Source organism: Syntrophobacterales bacterium (assembly GCA_019429105.1).
Classification (GTDB): Bacteria; Desulfobacterota; Syntrophia; order Syntrophales; family UBA5619; genus DYTH01.
Genome location: JAHYJE010000010.1, coordinates 61,285 through 81,368 on the forward strand (window position 1 = coordinate 61,285; position 20,084 = coordinate 81,368).

Annotated in this window: 20 protein-coding genes; all 20 read right to left on the reverse strand. The window is 52.5% G+C overall.

Annotated features, from left to right (window positions below; all coding sequences use genetic code 11):
- Window positions 1-3: 3 nt before the first annotated feature.
- A complete protein-coding gene (locus K0B01_05135; protein ID MBW6485520.1) occupies window positions 4-1,368 on the reverse strand; it encodes an FAD-binding oxidoreductase in 1,365 nt (454 codons plus the stop codon).
- Window positions 1,355-2,776 carry an FAD-binding protein gene (locus K0B01_05140; protein ID MBW6485521.1) on the reverse strand — a complete coding sequence of 474 codons (1,422 nt, stop codon included), beginning with the start codon at window positions 2,774-2,776 and terminating at the stop codon, window positions 1,355-1,357. Before K0B01_05140 ends, K0B01_05135 begins: the two co-directional genes overlap by 14 nt.
- Before the next feature lie 404 nt (window positions 2,777-3,180).
- Window positions 3,181-4,074, reverse strand: coding sequence for a CoA ester lyase (locus tag K0B01_05145; GenBank protein MBW6485522.1), 894 nt, complete (start codon window positions 4,072-4,074; stop codon window positions 3,181-3,183).
- A gap of 29 nt (window positions 4,075-4,103) precedes the next feature.
- Window positions 4,104-5,012 (reverse strand): succinate--CoA ligase subunit alpha, encoded by a 909-nt coding sequence (locus K0B01_05150; GenBank protein MBW6485523.1) that lies wholly within the window; start codon window positions 5,010-5,012, stop codon window positions 4,104-4,106.
- A gap of 21 nt (window positions 5,013-5,033) precedes the next feature.
- Window positions 5,034-5,312: a hypothetical protein gene (locus tag K0B01_05155; protein MBW6485524.1), complete on the reverse strand. Its 279-nt coding sequence runs from the start codon at window positions 5,310-5,312 to the stop codon at window positions 5,034-5,036.
- Between the two features lie 12 nt (window positions 5,313-5,324).
- A complete protein-coding gene (locus K0B01_05160) occupies window positions 5,325-6,581 on the reverse strand; it encodes an acetate--CoA ligase family protein (protein MBW6485525.1) in 1,257 nt (418 codons plus the stop codon).
- Window positions 6,582-6,993: 412 nt separating this feature from the next.
- Window positions 6,994-7,608, reverse strand: a complete 615-nt coding sequence (gene coaE, locus K0B01_05165) for a dephospho-CoA kinase (protein ID MBW6485526.1) — start codon at window positions 7,606-7,608, stop codon at window positions 6,994-6,996.
- Entirely contained in the window at window positions 7,601-8,380 is a 780-nt protein-coding gene (locus tag K0B01_05170; protein MBW6485527.1) for a type III pantothenate kinase, read from the reverse strand. The genes coaE and K0B01_05170 overlap by 8 nt, the downstream gene beginning before the upstream one ends.
- 4 nt (window positions 8,381-8,384) lie before the next feature.
- On the reverse strand, window positions 8,385-9,182 hold the full coding sequence (locus tag K0B01_05175) for a biotin--[acetyl-CoA-carboxylase] ligase (protein MBW6485528.1): 798 nt from the start codon (window positions 9,180-9,182) through the stop codon (window positions 8,385-8,387).
- A 20-nt stretch (window positions 9,183-9,202) separates the two neighbouring features.
- On the reverse strand, window positions 9,203-10,057 hold the full coding sequence (nadC, locus tag K0B01_05180) for a carboxylating nicotinate-nucleotide diphosphorylase (GenBank protein ID MBW6485529.1): 855 nt from the start codon (window positions 10,055-10,057) through the stop codon (window positions 9,203-9,205).
- A 210-nt stretch (window positions 10,058-10,267) separates the two neighbouring features.
- Entirely contained in the window at window positions 10,268-12,931 is a 2,664-nt protein-coding gene (locus K0B01_05185; GenBank protein MBW6485530.1) for a valine--tRNA ligase, read from the reverse strand.
- A gap of 446 nt (window positions 12,932-13,377) precedes the next feature.
- Window positions 13,378-14,181: a nucleotidyltransferase domain-containing protein gene (locus K0B01_05190; GenBank protein ID MBW6485531.1), complete on the reverse strand. Its 804-nt coding sequence runs from the start codon at window positions 14,179-14,181 to the stop codon at window positions 13,378-13,380.
- Window positions 14,182-14,734: 553 nt separating this feature from the next.
- Window positions 14,735-14,941 (reverse strand): HEPN domain-containing protein, encoded by a 207-nt coding sequence (locus K0B01_05195; GenBank protein MBW6485532.1) that lies wholly within the window; start codon window positions 14,939-14,941, stop codon window positions 14,735-14,737.
- Window positions 14,942-15,167: 226 nt separating this feature from the next.
- Window positions 15,168-15,470: a DUF2442 domain-containing protein gene (locus K0B01_05200; protein MBW6485533.1), complete on the reverse strand. Its 303-nt coding sequence runs from the start codon at window positions 15,468-15,470 to the stop codon at window positions 15,168-15,170.
- Window positions 15,471-15,477: 7 nt separating this feature from the next.
- Window positions 15,478-15,714, reverse strand: a complete 237-nt coding sequence (locus K0B01_05205) for a DUF4160 domain-containing protein (GenBank protein ID MBW6485534.1) — start codon at window positions 15,712-15,714, stop codon at window positions 15,478-15,480.
- Window positions 15,715-15,965: 251 nt separating this feature from the next.
- A complete protein-coding gene (locus K0B01_05210) occupies window positions 15,966-16,310 on the reverse strand; it encodes a hypothetical protein (protein MBW6485535.1) in 345 nt (114 codons plus the stop codon).
- 39 nt (window positions 16,311-16,349) lie between these two features.
- Window positions 16,350-17,306 (reverse strand): hypothetical protein, encoded by a 957-nt coding sequence (locus K0B01_05215; protein MBW6485536.1) that lies wholly within the window; start codon window positions 17,304-17,306, stop codon window positions 16,350-16,352.
- A gap of 18 nt (window positions 17,307-17,324) precedes the next feature.
- A complete protein-coding gene (locus K0B01_05220; GenBank protein MBW6485537.1) occupies window positions 17,325-17,528 on the reverse strand; it encodes a hypothetical protein in 204 nt (67 codons plus the stop codon).
- A 188-nt stretch (window positions 17,529-17,716) separates the two neighbouring features.
- Complete coding sequence (locus K0B01_05225) at window positions 17,717-18,208, reverse strand: hypothetical protein (GenBank protein MBW6485538.1); 492 nt, start codon at window positions 18,206-18,208, stop codon at window positions 17,717-17,719.
- The coding region (locus K0B01_05230) for a hypothetical protein (GenBank protein MBW6485539.1) at window positions 18,208-20,084 on the reverse strand (1,877 nt) is incomplete at its 5' end. The genes K0B01_05230 and K0B01_05225, both read right to left, overlap by 1 nt.

Here is a 20,084-nt window from a genome sequence, read left to right on the forward strand (position 1 = left end):
CTTCTATATTCCGCCGACATAACGGCCCGGATTGATAACGCCGGTCGGATCGAATTTTTCTTTGAGCCCCCTTGCCAGTCCGACATCATCGCCAATCTTTCCCCAGACCGACACATTTTCCTTGATAAAGCGCGGAGCTTTTTCCACAACGAGATTCCCGTCGTTTCTCACTGCCTCCTCGGTCATCTCCCCGATTAGCTTAACGATCGCCTCCTTTTTCGCCCCCGCCTCCCGGCCGGTCAGAATCGCCGTGGTAAGGATTCCGCTTCCGGCATGGCACGAAAGCGCGCATTCGAACCCCGCTTTTTGCGCAACCTTTTCCGCGTCTGCCATCATTTCCGTCCCTCGGGAAATGACAAAATTCGCCTTGAGCACAACCAGATCGGGATGGTTCTTCGTCAATTCATCCGTAAAATCACCATACGCAATCCAGAAATCCCGATGCCCGTCAACTTTGAGCAAGCTCGTTCCCTGCGCCCCTGCCTTGAGGCCCATTTCCGTCATATCGGCGATTTGCCGCTCCACCGCCTCGACGATCCCTTCGAGCCCGACAGCGATGATGTAATTGCCGGAAAGCGGAACCATTCCCCGGCACGCGGCGACTGTTGCGGGGTTCATGAGTTCCAGCGCCGCCGGGTAGTAGAACGACGGGAGCACCTTGTGGAAAAACGCGTCGGCATCCTTCAGGCTGGCAAAAGCAAGAAAAAGGGTTGCCGCCGACTCCGGCTTCAAATAAATCCGAAAGGTCGTCCGACAGATCAACCCCAGCGATCCCAGGGAACCGATCATCAGCTTGGTCAGATCGTAACTGGCGACGTTTTTCATCACCTTGCCGCCGGCATGGACGATATCCCCGTTGGCAAGCACCGCGGTATTGCCCAGGATTATGTCGCGCAGCCCCCCGTAGAGAAGCCGCCTGGGCCCGTTGGAGTTAGTTGCGACAACCCCGCCGATCGTCGCCTTCTGTGAATGGGGCGGATCGAGCGGCAGGAAATAGCCCTCGCCTTCCGCGCTCAATTTTGCCTGTACCTCGGCTACCGTTGCCCCGCATTCCACTTCAATGGTGAGATTGGCAATATCGTAATCGGCATAGCCGTTCATCCTCTTCGTAGAGAGGAGCAAGTCAGCCCTTTTAGGGATGCCGCCCAGCGACATCTTTGTGCCGCCTCCCGTGGGAAGCACTGTCAGACCAAGCCCGTGGGCGGCAGCCATGACCCTTGACGTTTCAGCAATTGTTCCAGGAGAAACGATCAACCCGGGCATAACGCCATCCACCGCCAGGGCCTTCAGTTTGTCCTGATCGGCGACAGCATTGGCTTCTCCGACAATCTCACGGAAAACATCAACATGATTATCAGTTCTCGGCATAAGCAATCTCCTTTGCTCCGCAGGCTTCACTTGCCATCAGATTCAGCTTGCCGGGGTTCAGGACGCCTTCAGGATCAAAGGTCATCTTGACATTCGCAAGCGCGGCGATATCCTCTGAACAAAACTGCAACTGCAGAGCGGCCAGTTTTTCCACCCCGACGCCATGCTCGCCGGTAATCGTTCCCCCCATTTCGACGCATAACTGCATGATCTCAAAGGCAGCCTTGTGCACCCTGGCCAGTTCATCCTTGTCCCTTTCATCAAACAGGACAAGCGGGTGCAGATTGCCGTCGCCGGCATGGAACACATTGGCTATCTGGACATCGTACTTTTTGCCAATCTCGCCGACGCGCCGGAGCGTCTCGGGAAGTTTTGTCCGGGGAACAGTGCCGTCGTTGACAAGATAGTTCGGCCGCAGCCGGCCCGTAGCGCCGAAGGCCCCCTTGCGCGCCATCCAGAGCTGATCGCGCTCCGCATTGGTTTTCGCCAGCTTTACATCGCGGACATTATTTGCCTTGCAAATAGCGACAACCTGTTCCGCAAGCCTGCCCAACCCATCCTGCAAACCGTCGAGCTCAATCAGCAACATCGCCGCCGCATCAATCGGCAGTCCTATCTTGAAGAAGGACTCGACGGCGTTTATAGCCACATTATCCATCATCTCCAGCGTCGCCGGCACCATTCCCGCCTTGACGATCCCGGACACCGTATTGGCCCCGTCTTCAACGGTATTGAAAATAGCGAGCAGCGTTTTGACCGCTTCGTTTTTCGGCATGATGCGCAAAATGATTTTGGTGGCAATCGCCAGTGTGCCCTCGGAACCGGTTATCAGACCGATCAGATCGAACCCGGGATTGTCGAGTGCTTTTCCGCCGAGCTTGATTATCTGGCCATCGGCCAGCACCACCTCGGCGCCAAGCACGTGGTTGCTGGTAACGCCGTATTTGAAACAGAGCGGCCCGCCGGAATTCTCCGCCAGATTCCCACCGATTGTCGTCGCCTTTTCACTCGCCGGATCCGGCTGATAGAGATAACCGAGTTTCGCCACTGCGTTTTTGATATCAAGCGTAATTGCCCCCGGTTCTACAACAACCCGCTGATTTTCGAGATCAATTTCCAGTATCCGGTTCATCCTGGTCATCAGCATCACGATGCCGCCCTTGCTCGGAACCGGACCACCGCTCAGCGACGTGCCGGAACCGCGGGCAATCAACAGAATATCATTTTGATGGGCGAACTGCGCGATATGGGAAACCTCTGCCGCCGACTCCGGAATAACTACAAAGTCGGGCTTCCCCTTGATCAGGGAGGCATCATAGCCGTATATCTGCAGCTCCATTTCCGATGTCAGCACATCGTCTTTTCCGACTATTTTTTCCAGTTCGGTAATGATTCTTTCTTTTTCCATGACGATCCCTCTTAAGGTCATTTGCTACAAGCCATCCCTGATGAACTCATCAGAAGTCAATTTTCCCCTCCCCAACGGAGGGAATTAAGGGGGGGGAAAAATTACATCCGGACATACAGCCCCTTATCACCCCCACCCTGCCCCTCCCCCTGCACGGGGGAGGGAATTTGCGACTTTTTGCGAGCCCGTTATCCCTGAACACAGAAGCCCTATGAACAATCAGCGACATACCAACATAACCTGCTGCGTTGAATTGGAAAAGAGCGAAGCGATAACTAAATAACCAGTATCACTTCGCCCCTCTTTACCAAACAGCCGTTCCTTCCCGATAGAACAGGGGGAAAAAACATTGGCCCAATCGGCTATTATTTCGTATCCTAAAAGAAATCACTCCGTCGCCCTCATTACTTCTTGCGCATTGCTTCCATCTCGGAAATCTCTTTCATCGTCGCCAGAATCTGCCGGGCATTATCATAGACCGGCGTATCAACCATCTTGCCGTTGAAGGAAACAGCGGCGGCGCCTTTGGCAAGGCCCTCTTCCTCGAATACCTTCACGACGCCGGTTGCCCAGACGACATCATCGGCGGAAGGCATGTAAAGCTTGTGGGAGGGCTCAATCTGGCTGGGATGGATCAGCATTCTTCCCTCATACCCCATCTGCCGACCTTCGAGAACGCTCTTTTCAAACGCCTCCATATTCTTGAAATCGACAAAAGGGCAGTCAATCGCAACACAACCGGCGGCGCGGGCGGCCACGGCGGTAAAGTAACGGCCATAAAGCTGCTCTGTGCCCTCGGAGGTTAGTTTCACCCGCATATCCTTCGTGTAATCCACCGCCCCGAAGATCAGGGAGTTGACCCGCTTGCTCGCAACGGCGGAATGGTATGCATGGATCATCCCCTTGGCCGTCTCGATCAAAAGCTGAATCGCTACTGTTCCAACCGGAATGCCGCGCCTTCTTTCGAGCTCCTCGAGTTTCCAGTCCAAACGCTTTACATTGTCCGGCTCGCCGGTTTTCGCCAGGCAGACGCCGGCGAGCCCCTCATGAACAACCGCTTCCAGATCGTCATTGGTCATCAGGGTTTCCCAGTTGTTGATCCGGACATACACCTTGGAGCCGCCGGTTCCGGCAAATTTCAGATTCTCCCTTACCACCTCGCGCGCCCGCACCTTTTCGGCGGGCGGAACGGAATCCTCCAGATCGAGGGTAACAATGTCCGCGCCGGTCTCCGGCGCCTTGCCGACCATCTTTTCGTTGTTGCCGGGGATATAAAATACCGATCTCATTACTGTCATAATAATTGCTCCTTTCGTTTATAAGTTGTTTATCTCAGTTTTCCCTGTTGCTTGAGTTCCTTGAGCCTCTGGGGAATTTCATTGGGGTTGTCCACAACGATAATGCCCGCTTCTTTAAGTCTGGTAATCTTGTCCTGGGTGGAACCGCTTCCCCGCTCGACGATCGCGCTGGCGTGGGAAAATTTCATCCCGGCGGGCGCCCAGGCCCCGGAAACGTAAATAATAATCGGTTTGGTGAACTTTCCGGAACGGACCAGCTGCGCCGCTTCCTCTTCGTGATGGCCCCCCATCTCCCCGAAAATCGCCATCGCATCCGTATCCGGATCTTCCTGAAAAAGCGGCAGCACATCGGCAAACGACATCCCGGTCACCGGTTCAGTGCCGACATGGATGACTGTGCTGACGCCGAATCCTGCCTGGTGGATTACATAGGGAAGCGTTCCCGATTGCCCGCCGCTCCGGGAGATAACGCCTACGTGGCCAGGAACGAAATGCTGCGTCGCAAATTCGACCGATCCCCCCAGCCAGCCCAGGGCGCCCACCCCGGGAGAATTTACCCCGATCGAGCCGGGGCCCAGGAGCATCGCCCCTTTTTGCTTCCCATAGGCGACCATCTCGAGGATATCGTACAGCGGCACGCGCTCCACCGGCATGACGATCCACTTGATATCCGCATCGAGGGCCTCGAAGACGGCATCCTTCAAACCCGTCCCCGGAATAAAGGTCACCGATACATCGAACAGGCCATGATTTTTGACCGCATCCTTCACCGTATTGTAAACGGGGATTCCCTCAACTTCCTCGCCGCCGCGACCGGGGGTAACGCCGGCAACGACATTCGTCCCCATATTCTTCATGAATCGGGCGCGCATCGACCCTTCCCGGCCGGTGATCCCCTGAACCACCACCTTTGTTGTTTTCGTAAGCAGGATAGCCATATTTTCACCACCTTCCTGGATTTAAGATATTCCCATCTTGAGCCGGTACTCTTCCAACCCCGGCGTCGGCGCCTCGATAGTCAAGGCGCCGTTACCCCTGACTCTGCACTCATATTCACAGGCCAAACACTCCGTTCCCAGACGCAAGGCGTCTCCCTTGACAGACGGAATTCCGGCTTCCGTCAGAACCAGAATCCCCCGCGCATAGGTTTTGCATGCCGCGATACACGCCTTAGTCGCGCAATCCCGGCACTTGATCTCATCGATGATGATTTTTATTGTTTTTTCCTGAAATTCCATGGGCTGCCTCCTTTACCCCTTTTGTTCCTTCCTGTATTCCAGAACCATTTCCTTCATCTCCGCGGCAAGCCCGACGGTATCATAGACGCGCTCTCCGCCGTAGATGCGGATGCGCGCCTTCAGGTCCTTTGTCCCCTCGCGCAGGATCTCCAGCGACTCCTTTTCCTTATTTCCCGCCAAAAGCAGAATAACCGGGAAACCGGGACGTTTGGGCATTTCCTCACGCAGGGCCTTGACTACCCCGTGGGCGTGATGCCACTGCTCCTGATTGGCCGCCATGAAGCCGCCCAGCATATATCCGTCAATCCCCGGCTGAGAAAAAACCAGCTTCGCCGCGCGATAAACCTTTGAGGCGGGCGGATTGCCGCTGGTATCGGCGAAATCGGCAACCTTCAAACCCTGCTTGTTCAGTCCATCAACTCCCAGCATTGCCCCACCGCCACCCATGCCGTGGTAGCCAATCGTGCCGACCACTTCTTTATCCGTTATTTCATTATTCATCTCGGCAAAATAACAGGTGCCCCGCAGGTCGTTTTCCTCTACCCACCAGGCAATCTTGTCCAGTTCGGTCGGGGGCGTGGAGGCCTCGCGGGCGACATCGATACCCAGCTCGGGATGACGAATGACGGAGGAATCGTCGATAGAAATACGGCAATCGCTGGCGAGCACCTTCCCGGCCTTCGTGACTACCATCGGATTTATTTCAATCAGACGCGCCCCGTAATTCTTGAAGGTTTCATAGAGTCCAACCATGAGTTTGGCAACCTGGGCAATGTGGGCGCTCGGCACATTGAGTTTATTGGCAAGATTAAGCGCATCGTAGATCCTGAAGCCCCTGATCACATCAACGTTCATCAAGGCTATCTTGTCGTGGGGAACCGCCTCGATGTCCATGCCGCCCTCCGTGGAGAACATCACTACCGGACAGCGGGCATCGGCGCTGGCATTGACGATAATCCCCGCATAATACTCCCGGTCGATGGCAAGCTTTTCCTCGACCAGCACGCTTTCCACATAAAGCCCCTTTATCGTTGCCCCCAAAAGCTCCGCGGCAACCTTTTTCGCCTCCGCGGGGGTGTCGGCAAATTTCACCCCTCCCGCCTTGCCGCGTCCTCCCGTCCAGATCTGAACCTTGACAACAACCGGTTTCCCAATCTTTTCGGCAATGCTGGCCGCCTCTTCGGGCGTTTTGGCGACATCCCCCCGGGGAATAGGCATTCCTGCCTTTTTAAACAACGCCTTACCCTGATATTCGTGCAGTCGCGCCATACCTACCTCCTGAATTCAAATAAAAATAAAAACCGGCATCCCATTAACAGGGGGAAGCACTCGCTTCGCTTCACTACCCTTCCCGGAATACCGTAATTGATCAGAACCAGCAACCCGCAAGGTTTCTTCTGAACTACGTTAAACCACAGCGTAATGGAGTACAATACTCTCTTGCTCATAAATGATCGAAAGTTAATAAGCAATACAAGTGCCAATATTCAAAAGACGCCCTGATTTACTTATAAATGATGACGATTATCTGAAAACGAAGTTTAATATTGATAATATGATTAACAGAAGCCAGTCGCATCTGCGCTATTTTGAAGAGAGTAAGGCGCGCTGGTCGAGATCAGGCGATACACATTTAGTGCGTTATTTGCACCATAGTGCTCATAAAGCACACACGAACGGATCAGCCTACCTCCTTTTCTCTCTTTTTTAACTCTTCCCAGATATTGGTGAGCTCTCTTGCCGTTTCCTCTTCAGAACCCTCATTATTGACAATAATATCGGCATGGCGCATCTTTTCTTCAAGCGCCATCTGAGAGGCAATTCGCTCTTTTGCTTCCTGCAGGCTGTAGCCATTTCGCTGCATCAGCCTCGCTATCTGTTTTTCAGGCGGAAGATAGACGAGAAGGACAAGATCAACCAAATCCACCATGCCTGATTCAATGAGGAGCGGGATTGCCGACAAGACGATAGCCGCGGGGCTTGCCTGGCGCAGCTCGCGCAGACGCCCCTGCCATGCCTCAAAAACCGCCGGGTGAACCAGTTGGTTTAACAGCTTCAACCGGGCGGGATTGGCAAAAACTATTGCCCCCAGCTTCCGGCGATCGATCGTTCGCTCCGCACTCAGCACCCCTTCCCCAAAGTGGTGTACAATCTTTTTCCAGACTTCCCCTTCGGGCGCTTCCACCTCATGGGCCAGCTCGTCCAGATCGATCAACAGCGCCCCTTTTTCAACCAGTATCCGGGCAACCGTTGATTTCCCGCTCGCTATCCCCCCCGTCAGACCGACATTAAGCATCGCTTTTTTTCATATTTCGCTGAAAGATAATGCGCAATCCTTCGATCGTCAGCATGTCATCCACGACCTCGATGCTTCGCGCGACTCCGGCAATCAGCCTTGCCAGCCCCCCAGTCGCCACAACGAGGGGCGCCGAATCAATTTCCGCCATGATCCTCTCCACAATCCCATCCACGAGGCCTGCGTAACCGTACATAATCCCCGCCTGCATCGCGCTTACGGTATCCTTGGTGACGACAAGACGCGGCTTGCAAAGCTCAACTCTGGGCAGCTTCGCGGCCCGCTCGAAGAGCGCCTCGCTCGAAATCATTACGCCCGGAGCGATGCACCCTCCCATATATTCGCCTTTGGCCGATATGTAGTCAAAGGTCGTCGCGGTACCGAAGTCAACAACGATCATTTCCCTGTGGTATTTCTCGAAGGCGGCAACGGCATTGACAATCCTGTCGGCGCCGACCTCCCGGGGATTGTCGTAGAAAATCGGCATTCCTGTTTTAATCCCGGGACCGACGATCAGGGGTTTTATCCCGAAATATTTCAGGCAGAGCGGTTCCAGAATGTTAAGCATCGGGGGAACAACACAGGAGATAATGATGTTCGTTATCGCCTTGGAACTGATTTTGCTGTTTTTGTAGAGGTTCAGAATCAGGATGCCATATTCGTCCAGGGTCTGGTCGATAACCGTCCTGATCCGCCAGTCGTGAACCAGTTCTTCGCCGTCATAGAGGCCAAGCACCGTATTGGTATTTCCCACGTCCATAACCAGAAGCATGTCCTCACTCCCTTATGATTGTTGCGTCGCCGGCGATTATCCTCTCGACGGCGCCTGTCGCGCCGGCAAGCAGCAGCGCCCCATCCTCGTCCAGGCCGGAGACAACTCCCTCTTTTATCTCGGTACCGAAAAGAATCCTGACGTTTTTCCCCACCATTTTCGTTCGGAAAAGCCAGTTCTGCCGAATCGGCCCAAATCCCTCGCCAAGAAAAAGTTCATACCAGCGCTGGAAATTGGTGCAGAAACTGCACAGCACCTCCTCGCGGGAGTGCCGACGCCCGGTCTCCTCTAAAAGCGAAGTGGCCATTTGCCTGTATTCATGGGCAAAATCGTCTCTTTTCATATTTACGTTGATGCCGATGCCTACGATTGCCGTCATCCTTCCATTCTTCGTCCTGAGCTCCGACAGAACGCCGCACACCTTGCGACTGCGGATCAAAACATCATTGGGCCATTTGCTCTCGACGCCTTCCGGACAAAAGGTCTCGATGGTGTCCGCAACCGCAGCACCCGCCAGAAAAGTTATCTGGACCGCCTTGGCAATTGCAATTCCCGGACGGAGAATAAGGGAAAAATAAAGGTTGCACCCGGCAGGAGACTGCCATTCCCGCTGCAGGCGCCCTCGGCCGGCGGTCTGGCAATCAGCGAGCACCATCGTCCCCTCTGCTGCCCCTTCCTGCGCAAGCCGCATTGCAACAGCGTTTGTGGAATCGACATTTTCAAAATAGTAAAGAGGAAAGCCTGTCTTGAAACCACGCAGCCGCTCTCTCAACGAGGATATGTCCAGTCCGGATTCACCCATGAACGCCGCCTTTTTTGTGCTCACCGACCTTGGCCAGCCGTTTCAACTATATTCAAAGATATGTCGGCAGCCCGAACTGAGTGGGTCAAGGCCCCCACTGAAATGAAATCAACCCCTGTTTCCGCTACCTGGCGAATCCTCTCGAGCGTCATGTTGCCGGACGCCTCCAGGGGAATCCTGCCCTGGACAATCTCGACTGCGGCAGCGATCCCGGAAACATCCATGTTGTCAAGGAGTATCGAATCTGCCCCGGCCTGAAGCGCCTCTTGCAGCTCCGCGCTGTCCTTGACCTCGACCTCGATCTTGAGCGTGTGGGGAATAAATGCACGCGCCTTCTTCAAGGCAGCGGTTATTCCGCCCGCCGCGGCAATGTGATTATCCTTGATCAGCACCCCGTCATAAAGGGCAAACCGGTGGTTAAAGCCACCCCCGGCCCGCACCGCGTATTTGTCCAGCGCGCGCAGGTTCGGAACGGTTTTGCGCGTATCGATGATTCTGGCTTTGGTCCCGGCGGCCTCGTTGACAAAACGACGCGTCATGGTCGCTATGCCGCACATCCGCTGGAGCAGGTTAAGGGCAACCCGCTCCGCCGTCAGAATGGAGGCCAGCGACCCGGAAATTTCCGCAATAATCTCGCCCTTTGCGACATTTTCCCCGTCCTGCTTCCGGGGAGAAAAAATCAGCGTCGGATCAAATGTCAAAAAAACCTCGCCAAAAACCTCGATCCCGGCCAGAACAAGATCATCCTTGGCGGTTGCCGCGGCCGCCCCGTTTTCGCGTCCCGTGAGCACGGCATTAGTCGTCATATCGCCGGCCCCGACATCCTCGGCAAGGGCGCTCCTGATAAAATCCTTTAATGCATAGCGCGGCCACATACGTTCACTCCTTATGCCTGTTATTTGCCCGGAACCGGCGGCGCCAGCAGGCAGAAGCCGTAGCGCCCTCCGACTTTTCACTGCCGATTACGCTGCGCCAATCGATTCGGCATACTGCATTTGTATGAAAATCCCCCCCATCCCCCCTTTGCCAAAGGGGGGCAAGGGGGGATTTTCATCGTTCGTTGTGCCAGCTTCGGGCATGGTGGTTTATACATTTTCCTGAAGTTCAATGATTTTCTTCAGAGCCGTGCCGAGCGCATTTTTCTTCTCCTCAAAATCACGCAGCTTCGCCTGTTCCTTGCCGACCACCTCCGCCGCCGCTTTCGCAAGGAAATCGGGATTGGCAAGTTTTTTACCGACAACGCCAAGATCCTTTTCGACCTTGGCGATCTCCCTGGCAAGACGGGTTTTTTCTCCCTCTATATCGATGGTCCCGGCAAGGAAGACATAAATGCGGACCGGACCGGCTAGCGCCGTGGCCACTCCCTTCGGCTCTGCGATCTCGTCCGAGATCTCCAGACTCTGGAGGTTGGCCAGGCCTGCGATATAGGCACGCCCCTTCTCCAGCGTTTCCCGGAGCGGCAAAGAGGGGGCCGTCAGTTGCACCGTAAGCTTCAGAGACGGCGCAATCGCCATCTCGCCCCGGATATTGCGGATCCGCGTTATCACCTCCCGGATCATCTCCAGCTCGCCTTCTGCAGCCGGATCGTCAATGCCTCCATCAGCCTTGGGAAAATCGCTGGTCATGATGGACTTTCCATCCGCACCCAGCGCCTGCCATATTTCCTCGGTAACAAAAGGCATGAACGGATGCAGGAGCTTCAGCGCCGTCTTCAGCGTAAAAAGCAGGGTCGCTTGAGCCGCCAACTTTTTTGCGGGATCGACATTTCCGTACAACGCCGGTTTGGCAAGCTCCAGATACCAGTCGCAGAACTCGTGCCAGATAAACTGATAGACCGCTGCCGCCGCATCGTTAAACCGATAGTCGTCGAGGCTGGAAATCACCTCGGAGACAGCCCGGTTCAGCCGGGATTTTATCCAGCGGTCGGCAAGCGACAGGTCGCCTGCCGGCACCAAGCTGCCGGCCTCATAGTCTTCAAGGTTCATCAGCGAAAACCGGGTCGCATTCCAGATTTTGTTGACGAAGAATTTGTGCCCCTCGATCCGCTCTTCCGACATCCGGACATCCCGCCCCTGGGCGCTGAAGGCGGCCAGCGTAAAGCGGAAGGCATCCGTTCCGAACTTGTCCATCATCTCCAGCGGATCGATGACGTTTCCCTTGGACTTGCTCATCTTGTCGCCGTTTTCATCCCGGACGAGGGCGTGCAGATAGACATCCCGGAAAGGAACCTCATCCATCACGTAAATCCCCAGCATCATCATCCGGGCGACCCAGAAAAACAGGATGTCGAAACCGGTGACCAGAAGCGAGGTGGGATAAAAGGTCTGGAGCAACTCGGTCTTTGCGGGCCAGCCCAGCGTGGAAAACGGCCAAAGCCCGGAGCTGAACCAGGTGTCGAGGACGTCCTCCTCCTGGCGGAGCTTGGCGCTTCCACAGTGCGGGCATTGGTCAGGATCATGGACGGAGACTATCGTTTTTTTGCACGCATCGCAGTTCCAGACCGGAATCCGGTGCCCCCACCAGATCTGCCGGGAGATGCACCAGTCGCGGATGTTGTTCATCCACTCAAAATAGGTATTCTCCCACCCCTTCGGAATAATTCGGATACTGCCATTCTGAACCGCGGCAATCGCCTTTTTCGCCAGCGGCTCGATCTTGACAAACCACTGCCTCGATACGGCCGGCTCGATATCGGTCTTGCACCGGTAACACTTGCCGATGTTGTGACTGTAAGGCTCGACGCTGACGAGAAATCCGCCCTCTTCCAGATCGCGGACGATGTTCTTCCGGCATTCGTAGCGATCCTGACCGGCATAAACGCCGCCGTTCTGGTTGATCACGGCATTATCGTCCATAATTTTTATGATGGCCAGCCCATGCCGCCCGGCCATCGCAAAGTCATTGGGATCGGAGGCGGGGGTGATCTTGACGGCGCCGGAGCCGAACTCCATCGTCACGTAATCATCGGCAATGATTGGTATTTTTCTCCCGACAAGCGGCAGTATGACCTCTTTTCCGACAAGCTGCCGGTACCTTTCGTCGTTCGGATTGACGGCAACCGCCGTGTCTCCGAGCATCGTCTCCGGACGCGTGGTGGCTACAACAATCTCCCCCTCCCCGTTGACAAACGGATACCGGATGTTCCAGAGATTTCCCCCTTCCTGATGATACTCGACCTCCAGGTCGGAAATGGCGGTAAGACAGCGGGGACACCAGTTGACGATATAATTGCCCTGGTAGATAAGGCCGTCGTTGTAAAGGCGGACAAATACCTCGCGGACCGCCTTCGAGAGCCCCTCGTCCATCGTGAAGCGCTCCCGCGCCCAGTCGCAGGAAGAGCCCAGACGCTTGAGCTGATTGATAATAACCCCGCCGGATTGTTCCCGCCACTGCCAGACCCGCTCAATAAACTTCTCCCGTCCCAGGTCGTGACGGGTCAGTCCCTCCTTGGCAAGCTGCTGCTCCACGACATTCTGCGTTGCAATGCCGGCATGGTCGGTGCCTGGCATCCAGAGGACGTTTTTACCCTGCATCCTCTTGTAACGACAGCATATATCCTGAAGTACGTTATTGAGAGCATGACCCATGTGCAGCATCCCGGTCACGTTCGGCGGGGGGATGACGATCGCAAACGGTTCCTTGTCGCTTTTGTCTTCGGCATGAAAAAGATCATGTTCCACCCAGTACTGATACCACTTCAGCTCCGCTTCGCGGGGCTCAAACGTCTTTGCCAGTAAACCATTCTCCATTACATTCTCCAGTCAACCATATTATAAGACTAAACTTTTTTTTCGAAATACTCAAAACATGCCGGAATCAAAAAGATTTCGGAGTACCTCCGCATTGTCGCGCGGTTTTTCTATATTTTTCCGGTCCTGAAGTCAAGAAAATGCAATTTAATGTTCATAAAATGAAGTTTAAGTTGGAATTGAAAAAGCCGAAAGCCGTCCAATCTGGCGTGAGGTCAATTCACTCCTGCACAAGGACCCGTTTCAACGCATTCACCCCGCTCCACAACTTTCCCCGTTCATCCGCAAGAACAACGGTCACATTCGTCTTGCCGACCGATTTGCCTACCCCATGTAGTCATGAATGTCGAATTCAACCGTCAAGAAGGCTGAAATCACCGTTTTGGCCTTGAGGGCGTCGTAAATGAGTCCCCGACAACAGATCATAAAATTCATCGACCGGAGTATTATTGATCGTTTCCATTGCGCTCCTTCTTCGGCACGGTGCTCCATGCCAGAGCCAACGTTGCCCGGAAAAGCTCATCCAGTGTGCCGGTGTTGATTGGATGCTGCTGATTAATGACGCTGCTCTTTTCCCAGCGGTCAAGTTCATCCGCGATAAAGCGGCTCAAGGTTTCAATGCGCGGCCCCCTGTCCAGTTCCATCCCGGCGCGCTTAGCCGTCAGAAGGTGGACGATCTCCTGTGCGACCGGCTGCTCCAAGGCCAGCTTATCAATCAGGATGCTGAAATCCGTGGGTACGACGCCACACCCTCGCTCAATCCAGTTCATCGCCAGGATGGGGCGCAGGACGTAGAAATATTTTTTGATCCACACCACGTCGCCCTTAAGATATTCCCGGTAATTTCCTCGCGCCATGTGGAGATAATGATAGAGGCAGGCCGTGGGGGAATAGTAATCAGGCAATAGCGAACGCATACTTTCCGCTGTCGAATATTCCTCCAGATAGACGATGGGAGAGCCCAGCCACTCCAGAAGCGGCGGGTTTGATTTGCGGAACAGCCGCAGGGCCTTTTTCAGATCCCAGCCGCTGATATCCAATCCATCCTGAAGCGGTCGTTCGATGACGTCGCGGGTGACGTCGATTGACAGATACCATTCCAAGGGATGAACATACAAAAAGCGAATATCATAATCGCTATCGGCGGATGGAAAGCCCCAGGCCCGGCTGCCTGATTCGCAGGCATAGACAATCCGAACATTTTCGTTGGTTTCGATTTCACGGAGTTGGGAGCGGATTTTTGATTTCATGGCGTCAACTTCTCCGGATGCACCTCAAAACAAGTCCACCGATATAGACGCCAGGCCGGCACCTTGCTCTTTTCCGGCGACTTAACTTACTCCCTGATCTTTTCGTATATTAACAGTTTATATTTTCCTGCAACCATTTTCTGATCTCTCTTATTTTGCTAAGATGCGGCTCCGTAAATTGGCGATGGATTTTCGCCAGGCATCATTAGAGGTTTTTTCACCCCTGCGCCAGCCATGCGTAATGCTGAAGGGAACAGGCAAACTTGTTAGCAATGCTGCAAGCAACTCCTTGCCCCCGCCGAAGACCGCCAGTTGGATCGCATCGGCCCCCCGCGATCCGCTGTGTCTCTTCAACATTCCGAATTATGGCTATTTTTCTCATAATGCACCTTCAACATGAGTCACAAGAGTGGAAATTTTCCCAAGCACCTCTTCACACTCCGGAAATCCAGAATCATCGCCTGCATCGTCATATCTGAAATGTACGGCAAATATCGTGAGATCTGGAAGATCTGAGAAGCTGGAGCAATCAGTCCCCAACGTTTCCAATGAATTAAGCAAGAGCCCAAGGCTCATGCGTCAACCCGTAACTTCCACCAAGCGCTGATATCCAGGCTTTCAAGGTTTTTTCCGCTGTCTGCTGGGCATGAAAACCGAAAATTTCATACGCAAAGGTATCGGGATCCAACATCCCGCCAAGCGCTTTCAGATAACGCTTGGCTATTTTCAGTATCTGCCGGGCATGATCAAGGTCGCACATATAATTCCCTCCCATCCCGCAAGGGACTGGATATCACATGATTCAAAGAGTTACTCCAGCGAACAACTTCATCAGCAGAATACACCAGAATATCCTTTGCCACAGCAAAGCTTGGAAGCGCCCGGTTGATAGGACTTGTCTCGCGATAACGGGTACTTTCCGCTTCGCCTAAGGCGGCAAGTTCAAGGTTTGCAATCCTGGCCTGCGCAGCGGTCTGCGACGGCGATTAGCCGCCCGCTGCCCTTATGGGTGTTTTGCGTGCTTGCCTTGCCCCAAACCAATTTTTAAATGATGTCTGGCTTTCCCCAGATTGTTTTCCCGACAATAGACCTTCTATGCTGATGTCCTCGTCAATATCTTCCCAATGAATCCCGTCTCCCCTTCCAATCAGCCGCCATTTATTTCGTTCCTCCGGCTTAGCACACAGCAGACGGGGATACCAGGCAGTGGGAACTAAAATGGTTCTGCCATCACTAAGATTAACACTCAGTGTATCATCTGTTACCGATACACTTTCTGCAACCGGCATTATAATTTCAATCGCCAAAGTATTCATGCCACCCCTCCAATATTTTATCCACATTCACTTCAATTATCTTGAATATTCCCGATAATTCCAGCCGGTTAAAGCCACCGCTATTGGCTAATCTTACAGGTTCAAGCCAAAATTTTGCAATTTTATCATCATGTTCGACATGCACATGAACAGGCTCGCCATGATCACCGGCATAGAAGAAAAATCGATATGGTCCAACTCGAAGTATCGTGGGCATTCATCTATTCCCTTCTTGAAAAAGGATATGCATTCATGGAAATCGGATTAGATCGCAAGTTCATAGTCTTTAATGCTTTTGATTCTTGACTGTGCCCTTGACGATTTCAATTTCCATCTTCGGCTCATGGAGCCGGCGCTTTTTGCGGATTTCGTCGCTGGTCAGGCCGCGCTCTCTATTTGTTGAAAAAATCTCAATAAATTGCCAATTTGCCTTTGTGATGCTCAGTATAAGCAGAAGAGAATTGGATGTCAATAATATCTTGACATAATATCTTGGCGGGATGTCATCAGAGAACTGAAAGAAATGCAGCGGTCGTCCCATAATTCCATCATGCCGGAGTCTTTGATATTGGTTACTTCGAGTTTGGGGAGCCCTTGTTTGCCAAGCCAGGCATGAATGAATTCGATCGCCGCCGGACCAGCGGAAGCCCGTGCGGTAAATATCTTGACATTTTTCCCCTCGCCTATCCAGCGCTGAACACGTTCAACCATCGGCGTGATCGCTTTCCCGATATGATGGATTCCGATCCAGTCATGATATTCGGCCAGCGTGCCGTCCAGATCCACACCTATCCAGAATTCAATTTCGCTCATGAAAATGTTATCTCCGTCTTCTCAAGAAGTAATCCATTTTCATATCTCCTTCATATCTATTACCATTGGCGGGCCTTCCTGATAGTAAGCCACATAGAGCTTTATCGTATCCTTCTCCTTCCCAACCTGGAGAGAGTTATCTGCCTTGAACTTCTGCAATTTTGAGGTGAAAGCACTTCGTTGTCGCTCACTCTTGATGCTTACGGCAACAACACTTTCGATGCTGAGCCTGTCCGGCACCTTTCCTTTGAATCCGATGATGTTTTTGTACCAAAAATCACCCCAGGGTTTTGATCGCAGCATCTTAATGAGCGTTACCGAATAGATGTAAGCCTGTTCAATCGCGTGGGCCGTCGTGCCAGGCTTTTTGAGCTCCCAGATGGAAATCCTTGTCTCCTTACCGGAGCGCCGCCGGGCAAGGATATCGATATTCCCTTTGCCGGGCTTTGGCACACCGGTATTTCCAGAAATGGGAAGTGGAAACTGAAAAGGGCAGCCGGCCCACAAAACTGGCTGGATATTTTTTAGCGTTCCAGCAAATTTTCCGCTTGTATGATCGGCCATTTGCTTCAGGAACTCCGATTCGACTCTGTGCTCTGGAACTCTGCCTTTTCCATTAAGACGATTGAGGTTCTTGAACTGCTTCCTGAACTCAGCGGCATCTTTACCTCGCCAAAGAAATTTCCCCGGTTTGTTGATGATGCCAAAGTATTCCTTGTTGTTTTCGGCAGTTTTGGATGAAATCACGAGATGTACATCATCACCGTTCACAGAGAGACTTCCCACTTCCTGGCCTTGGTAGCGTAATGAAAAAGATATACTCGCATTCATTGCCCGTGTAACGGACAGGTAGACATGGAGAGGGTGCCACTCATGAAATTTTTTTGCCGACTCCCTGACCGTATTTTCATTGTCCTTAAGCTTTTTGGCCCATTTGGCTGCTATGCCGTCTGCCTGATTCGTCCAATGTCCCTCAATCTGTTGAAGCAAAGTCATCGTTTCCACCTCCAATAGTCAAAGGTCCAGAATCTGATTATCCGCAACAATTTTCACATTACAAAACAGATCTCGGTACTTATCCCCGTATTCCGTATGCACCGGCACCAGCATCTTCGGCTTCAGCGCCCCGGCAAAAGTCTTTAAATCTTCTACCGTCGCATGACCGCTGGTGTGGGCATAGACAAAGTTGATCTGTGGATCGTTCCGATAAGCGGCCAAGGCCTCAGCGCCATAATAATGCTCGTTCGAGTACGAAAGATAGCCGAGCCACTAGTACCTTGTAACACTTTTAATTTCGGAACTATATTATGAACATTAATCTTGATTTCACAGCGTACCTACTCGGCGGCGAGGTTTTACTATATTTTTACAGTCCTGAAGTCAAGAAAATGCAATTTAATAGAGCATCAGTCGCTGAATTCATTTGATAGCTCTCGCACTCGGCCTGTGGCCCCGGGTTTGGGGGCGTCGAACTTTACGGGCGCTTTGTTACGACTCAAATGAAGGGCTATTTTCATATCGCCGCTCAGTTTTGATTCAAGCCGTTCCACAAATTTCTCTACCGGAGGAATATCGTCATTCCTGCGAAAGGCGTCAAACAGGGCGTCCACCGTTGAGGAGAACATCCTTGTTGGAACCAGCTCGAGATGTATGCCGTTTTCTTTAAGATCATAAAGGGAAAATACTGTATTATTCTCCAGAAAACGCCGGGGGCATAAGGCAATTTCCTGCCCACCCACGTGGGCAGTGCAGACGCCGAAGGGATAATCGATCAGCCGGCTCTGTTTGTAGCACGGTGATTCATGGAACGGACACCAGAATTTTCTCCGCATCTCTTCGGCTTCCGGTGACACGTTCCGCAGATAACAACCGAAAATCTCTGAAGGGTATTTAGCCATTAGTCGCTCCCGATGAAGTCTTTCCATGCAAGACGTATCTGTTCATGATCAAAATCATGTTCCAGTATCCAGCCCAAATATTGTGTACATCCACGGCAGAAGAACTCACTGTCGTCCATCTGTATCCTTTCCGGCTTTTCCCAACGTCTTGTATCGTCATCCTCGCAAGGTTTCAACACGAGAATAGCATCGTGCTGTAGGGCGCGAAGGCTTCTGATGTGGACAGAAATCGGATTCTCCGAGTGAACGACGTAGCCATTCATCAACCGAAAATGCGCACTGGCAAGGGCAAAGGTAAGTTGTGACCAGGCAGCGGCCCGCCAGTGATGGTAAGTAAAGATCAACCGGCCGTGTGGCCTGACAAGAACGCGGTGGCATTCCTGCCAGATTTTAGTAAGGATATCGCCAAATTTCGCTTCATTATCATTGGATTCGGCAACAGCGGACAGTAATGGCTGGTATTGCCAGTTGGCCTGGTCAGGCAGAAACCAGCGCAGCCAGCAGCGGAAAAAATGGGACAGGTCGCTGTACTGGACATTATCAAAATAAGGAGGATCGGTGACAACATAATCAATGGATTGATCGGGCAGGGGCAGTATAGAGGAATCATTTTGCCTGACCATGAAGGAACGCGTTGTCCCGGTAAATTTATCAATACTATCGCATTCCTGACCCACATCCAACTCGCCGTCGATAATGACCTTCTCCCACTTGGCGCTCAACCAGCGCCGTTCGACCGGCGCCTGGGCCCATATTCCGGCTTTTAAAATGCGCTTCTCAAATAAATTGCGCAGCGTACCGGACGTTTTTGCCTTAAAGACAGGATTGTTCTCCAATGCCGTGCAGGGAAAGGAATAGGCGTGATGAGAAAAAACGTGGCGTATGGCCCCTGGTCTTCGCTGATCACTACCCTTGTACCCACACAGCAGGGAGTTAAATTCCAAAGATGTGGATACGAGCAGCGCCAGCCACAGCCGATGCTCAGGAGCTGCTTCGTCAATGCACCGTTTTGCCTCGGACAGATAGAGGAGTTGCCGGGGAGAAAACAATTCATAAAAATTCGTCACTCCCCTGGCGATTAGATCGCTTGATTTTGGGCCTTGAGGAACTCTAAATCCATTATTATTGAAAAGGGTCAGGCTGGTTGCCTGTAATGCTGCGATAGCGATGTTCTGAAAATCCCTGGCTTCAGGCGCCTTGAAAAATTGACCATGATGAGCGCATTTTCCCATCATGATCAGGGGAACATAGCGGTCTGCAAAGGGAATATTCATAATCTCCGCATTTTTATCGTTTATTCCATTCTTTTTGGCCTCATCCTTATCGATCAAGGGCCATGTTTGGTCCCCGCGCTTGACTTCCAAGGAAGGATAGAAATCGTGGATGGTTTTTTTGTCCCCGTTTGTTTCCACTCGCAGTGTGAAAGAATCAACAATAATTGTCTCTTTCCCATCTATTCTCCTTCTGAGGCCATAAAGCAAAAATTGCATATCGCTTTTTTCGGAACAATCCGGGCATGAAGTTTCGAAATATGGGGACAATTTCCGGTCAAGTTTTTCGATAAATACATTAAAAGCCGCCTGTTTTTCTTCAAGGCTAATTTCGGTCAACGAGGCGCAGGCCTGCAGGACGGGTATCGGATCCACATCATAGCCGATAACATTGGCACCAAGCCGAATGGCCTCATGCAGGGTTGTTGCCCCTCCCATCATCGGATCAAGGATGGTCAGTCCTTCAAGACCTCCCGGAGTATAAAAATCACGTAGCTTAGATTCCACAGAAAGCTGCTTGAGGATATGCCGGAACGTGACGCCGGAACGTCTGGCCCACCATTTGTGAAGATAAGTATTGGGACGAAACAGGTGCTTATTGTATG

Coding starts and splice junctions, on each gene's coding strand:
- K0B01_05225 (MBW6485538.1), bottom strand. CDS start 18,208: ATGGCTAAATACCCTTCAGAGATTTTCGGTTGTTATCTGCGGAACGTG.
- nadC (MBW6485529.1), bottom strand. CDS start 10,057: ATGTGGCCGCGCTATGCATTAAAGGATTTTATCAGGAGCGCCCTTGCC.
- K0B01_05150 (MBW6485523.1), bottom strand. CDS start 5,012: ATGGCTATCCTGCTTACGAAAACAACAAAGGTGGTGGTTCAGGGGATC.
- K0B01_05195 (MBW6485532.1), bottom strand. CDS start 14,941: ATGTGCGACCTTGATCATGCCCGGCAGATACTGAAAATAGCCAAGCGT.
- K0B01_05185 (MBW6485530.1), bottom strand. CDS start 12,931: ATGGAGAATGGTTTACTGGCAAAGACGTTTGAGCCCCGCGAAGCGGAG.
- K0B01_05190 (MBW6485531.1), bottom strand. CDS start 14,181: ATGAAATCAAAAATCCGCTCCCAACTCCGTGAAATCGAAACCAACGAA.
- K0B01_05170 (MBW6485527.1), bottom strand. CDS start 8,380: ATGCTTCTGGTTATGGACGTGGGAAATACCAATACGGTGCTTGGCCTC.
- K0B01_05205 (MBW6485534.1), bottom strand. CDS start 15,714: ATGCCCACGATACTTCGAGTTGGACCATATCGATTTTTCTTCTATGCC.
- coaE (MBW6485526.1), bottom strand. CDS start 7,608: ATGCTTAATGTCGGTCTGACGGGGGGGATAGCGAGCGGGAAATCAACG.
- K0B01_05145 (MBW6485522.1), bottom strand. CDS start 4,074: ATGACAGTAATGAGATCGGTATTTTATATCCCCGGCAACAACGAAAAG.
- K0B01_05160 (MBW6485525.1), bottom strand. CDS start 6,581: ATGGCGCGACTGCACGAATATCAGGGTAAGGCGTTGTTTAAAAAGGCA.
- K0B01_05215 (MBW6485536.1), bottom strand. CDS start 17,306: ATGACTTTGCTTCAACAGATTGAGGGACATTGGACGAATCAGGCAGAC.
- K0B01_05140 (MBW6485521.1), bottom strand. CDS start 2,776: ATGGAAAAAGAAAGAATCATTACCGAACTGGAAAAAATAGTCGGAAAA.
- K0B01_05210 (MBW6485535.1), bottom strand. CDS start 16,310: ATGAGCGAAATTGAATTCTGGATAGGTGTGGATCTGGACGGCACGCTG.
- K0B01_05155 (MBW6485524.1), bottom strand. CDS start 5,312: ATGGAATTTCAGGAAAAAACAATAAAAATCATCATCGATGAGATCAAG.
- K0B01_05135 (MBW6485520.1), bottom strand. CDS start 1,368: ATGCCGAGAACTGATAATCATGTTGATGTTTTCCGTGAGATTGTCGGA.
- K0B01_05200 (MBW6485533.1), bottom strand. CDS start 15,470: ATGCCGGTTGCAGAAAGTGTATCGGTAACAGATGATACACTGAGTGTT.
- K0B01_05175 (MBW6485528.1), bottom strand. CDS start 9,182: ATGGGTGAATCCGGACTGGACATATCCTCGTTGAGAGAGCGGCTGCGT.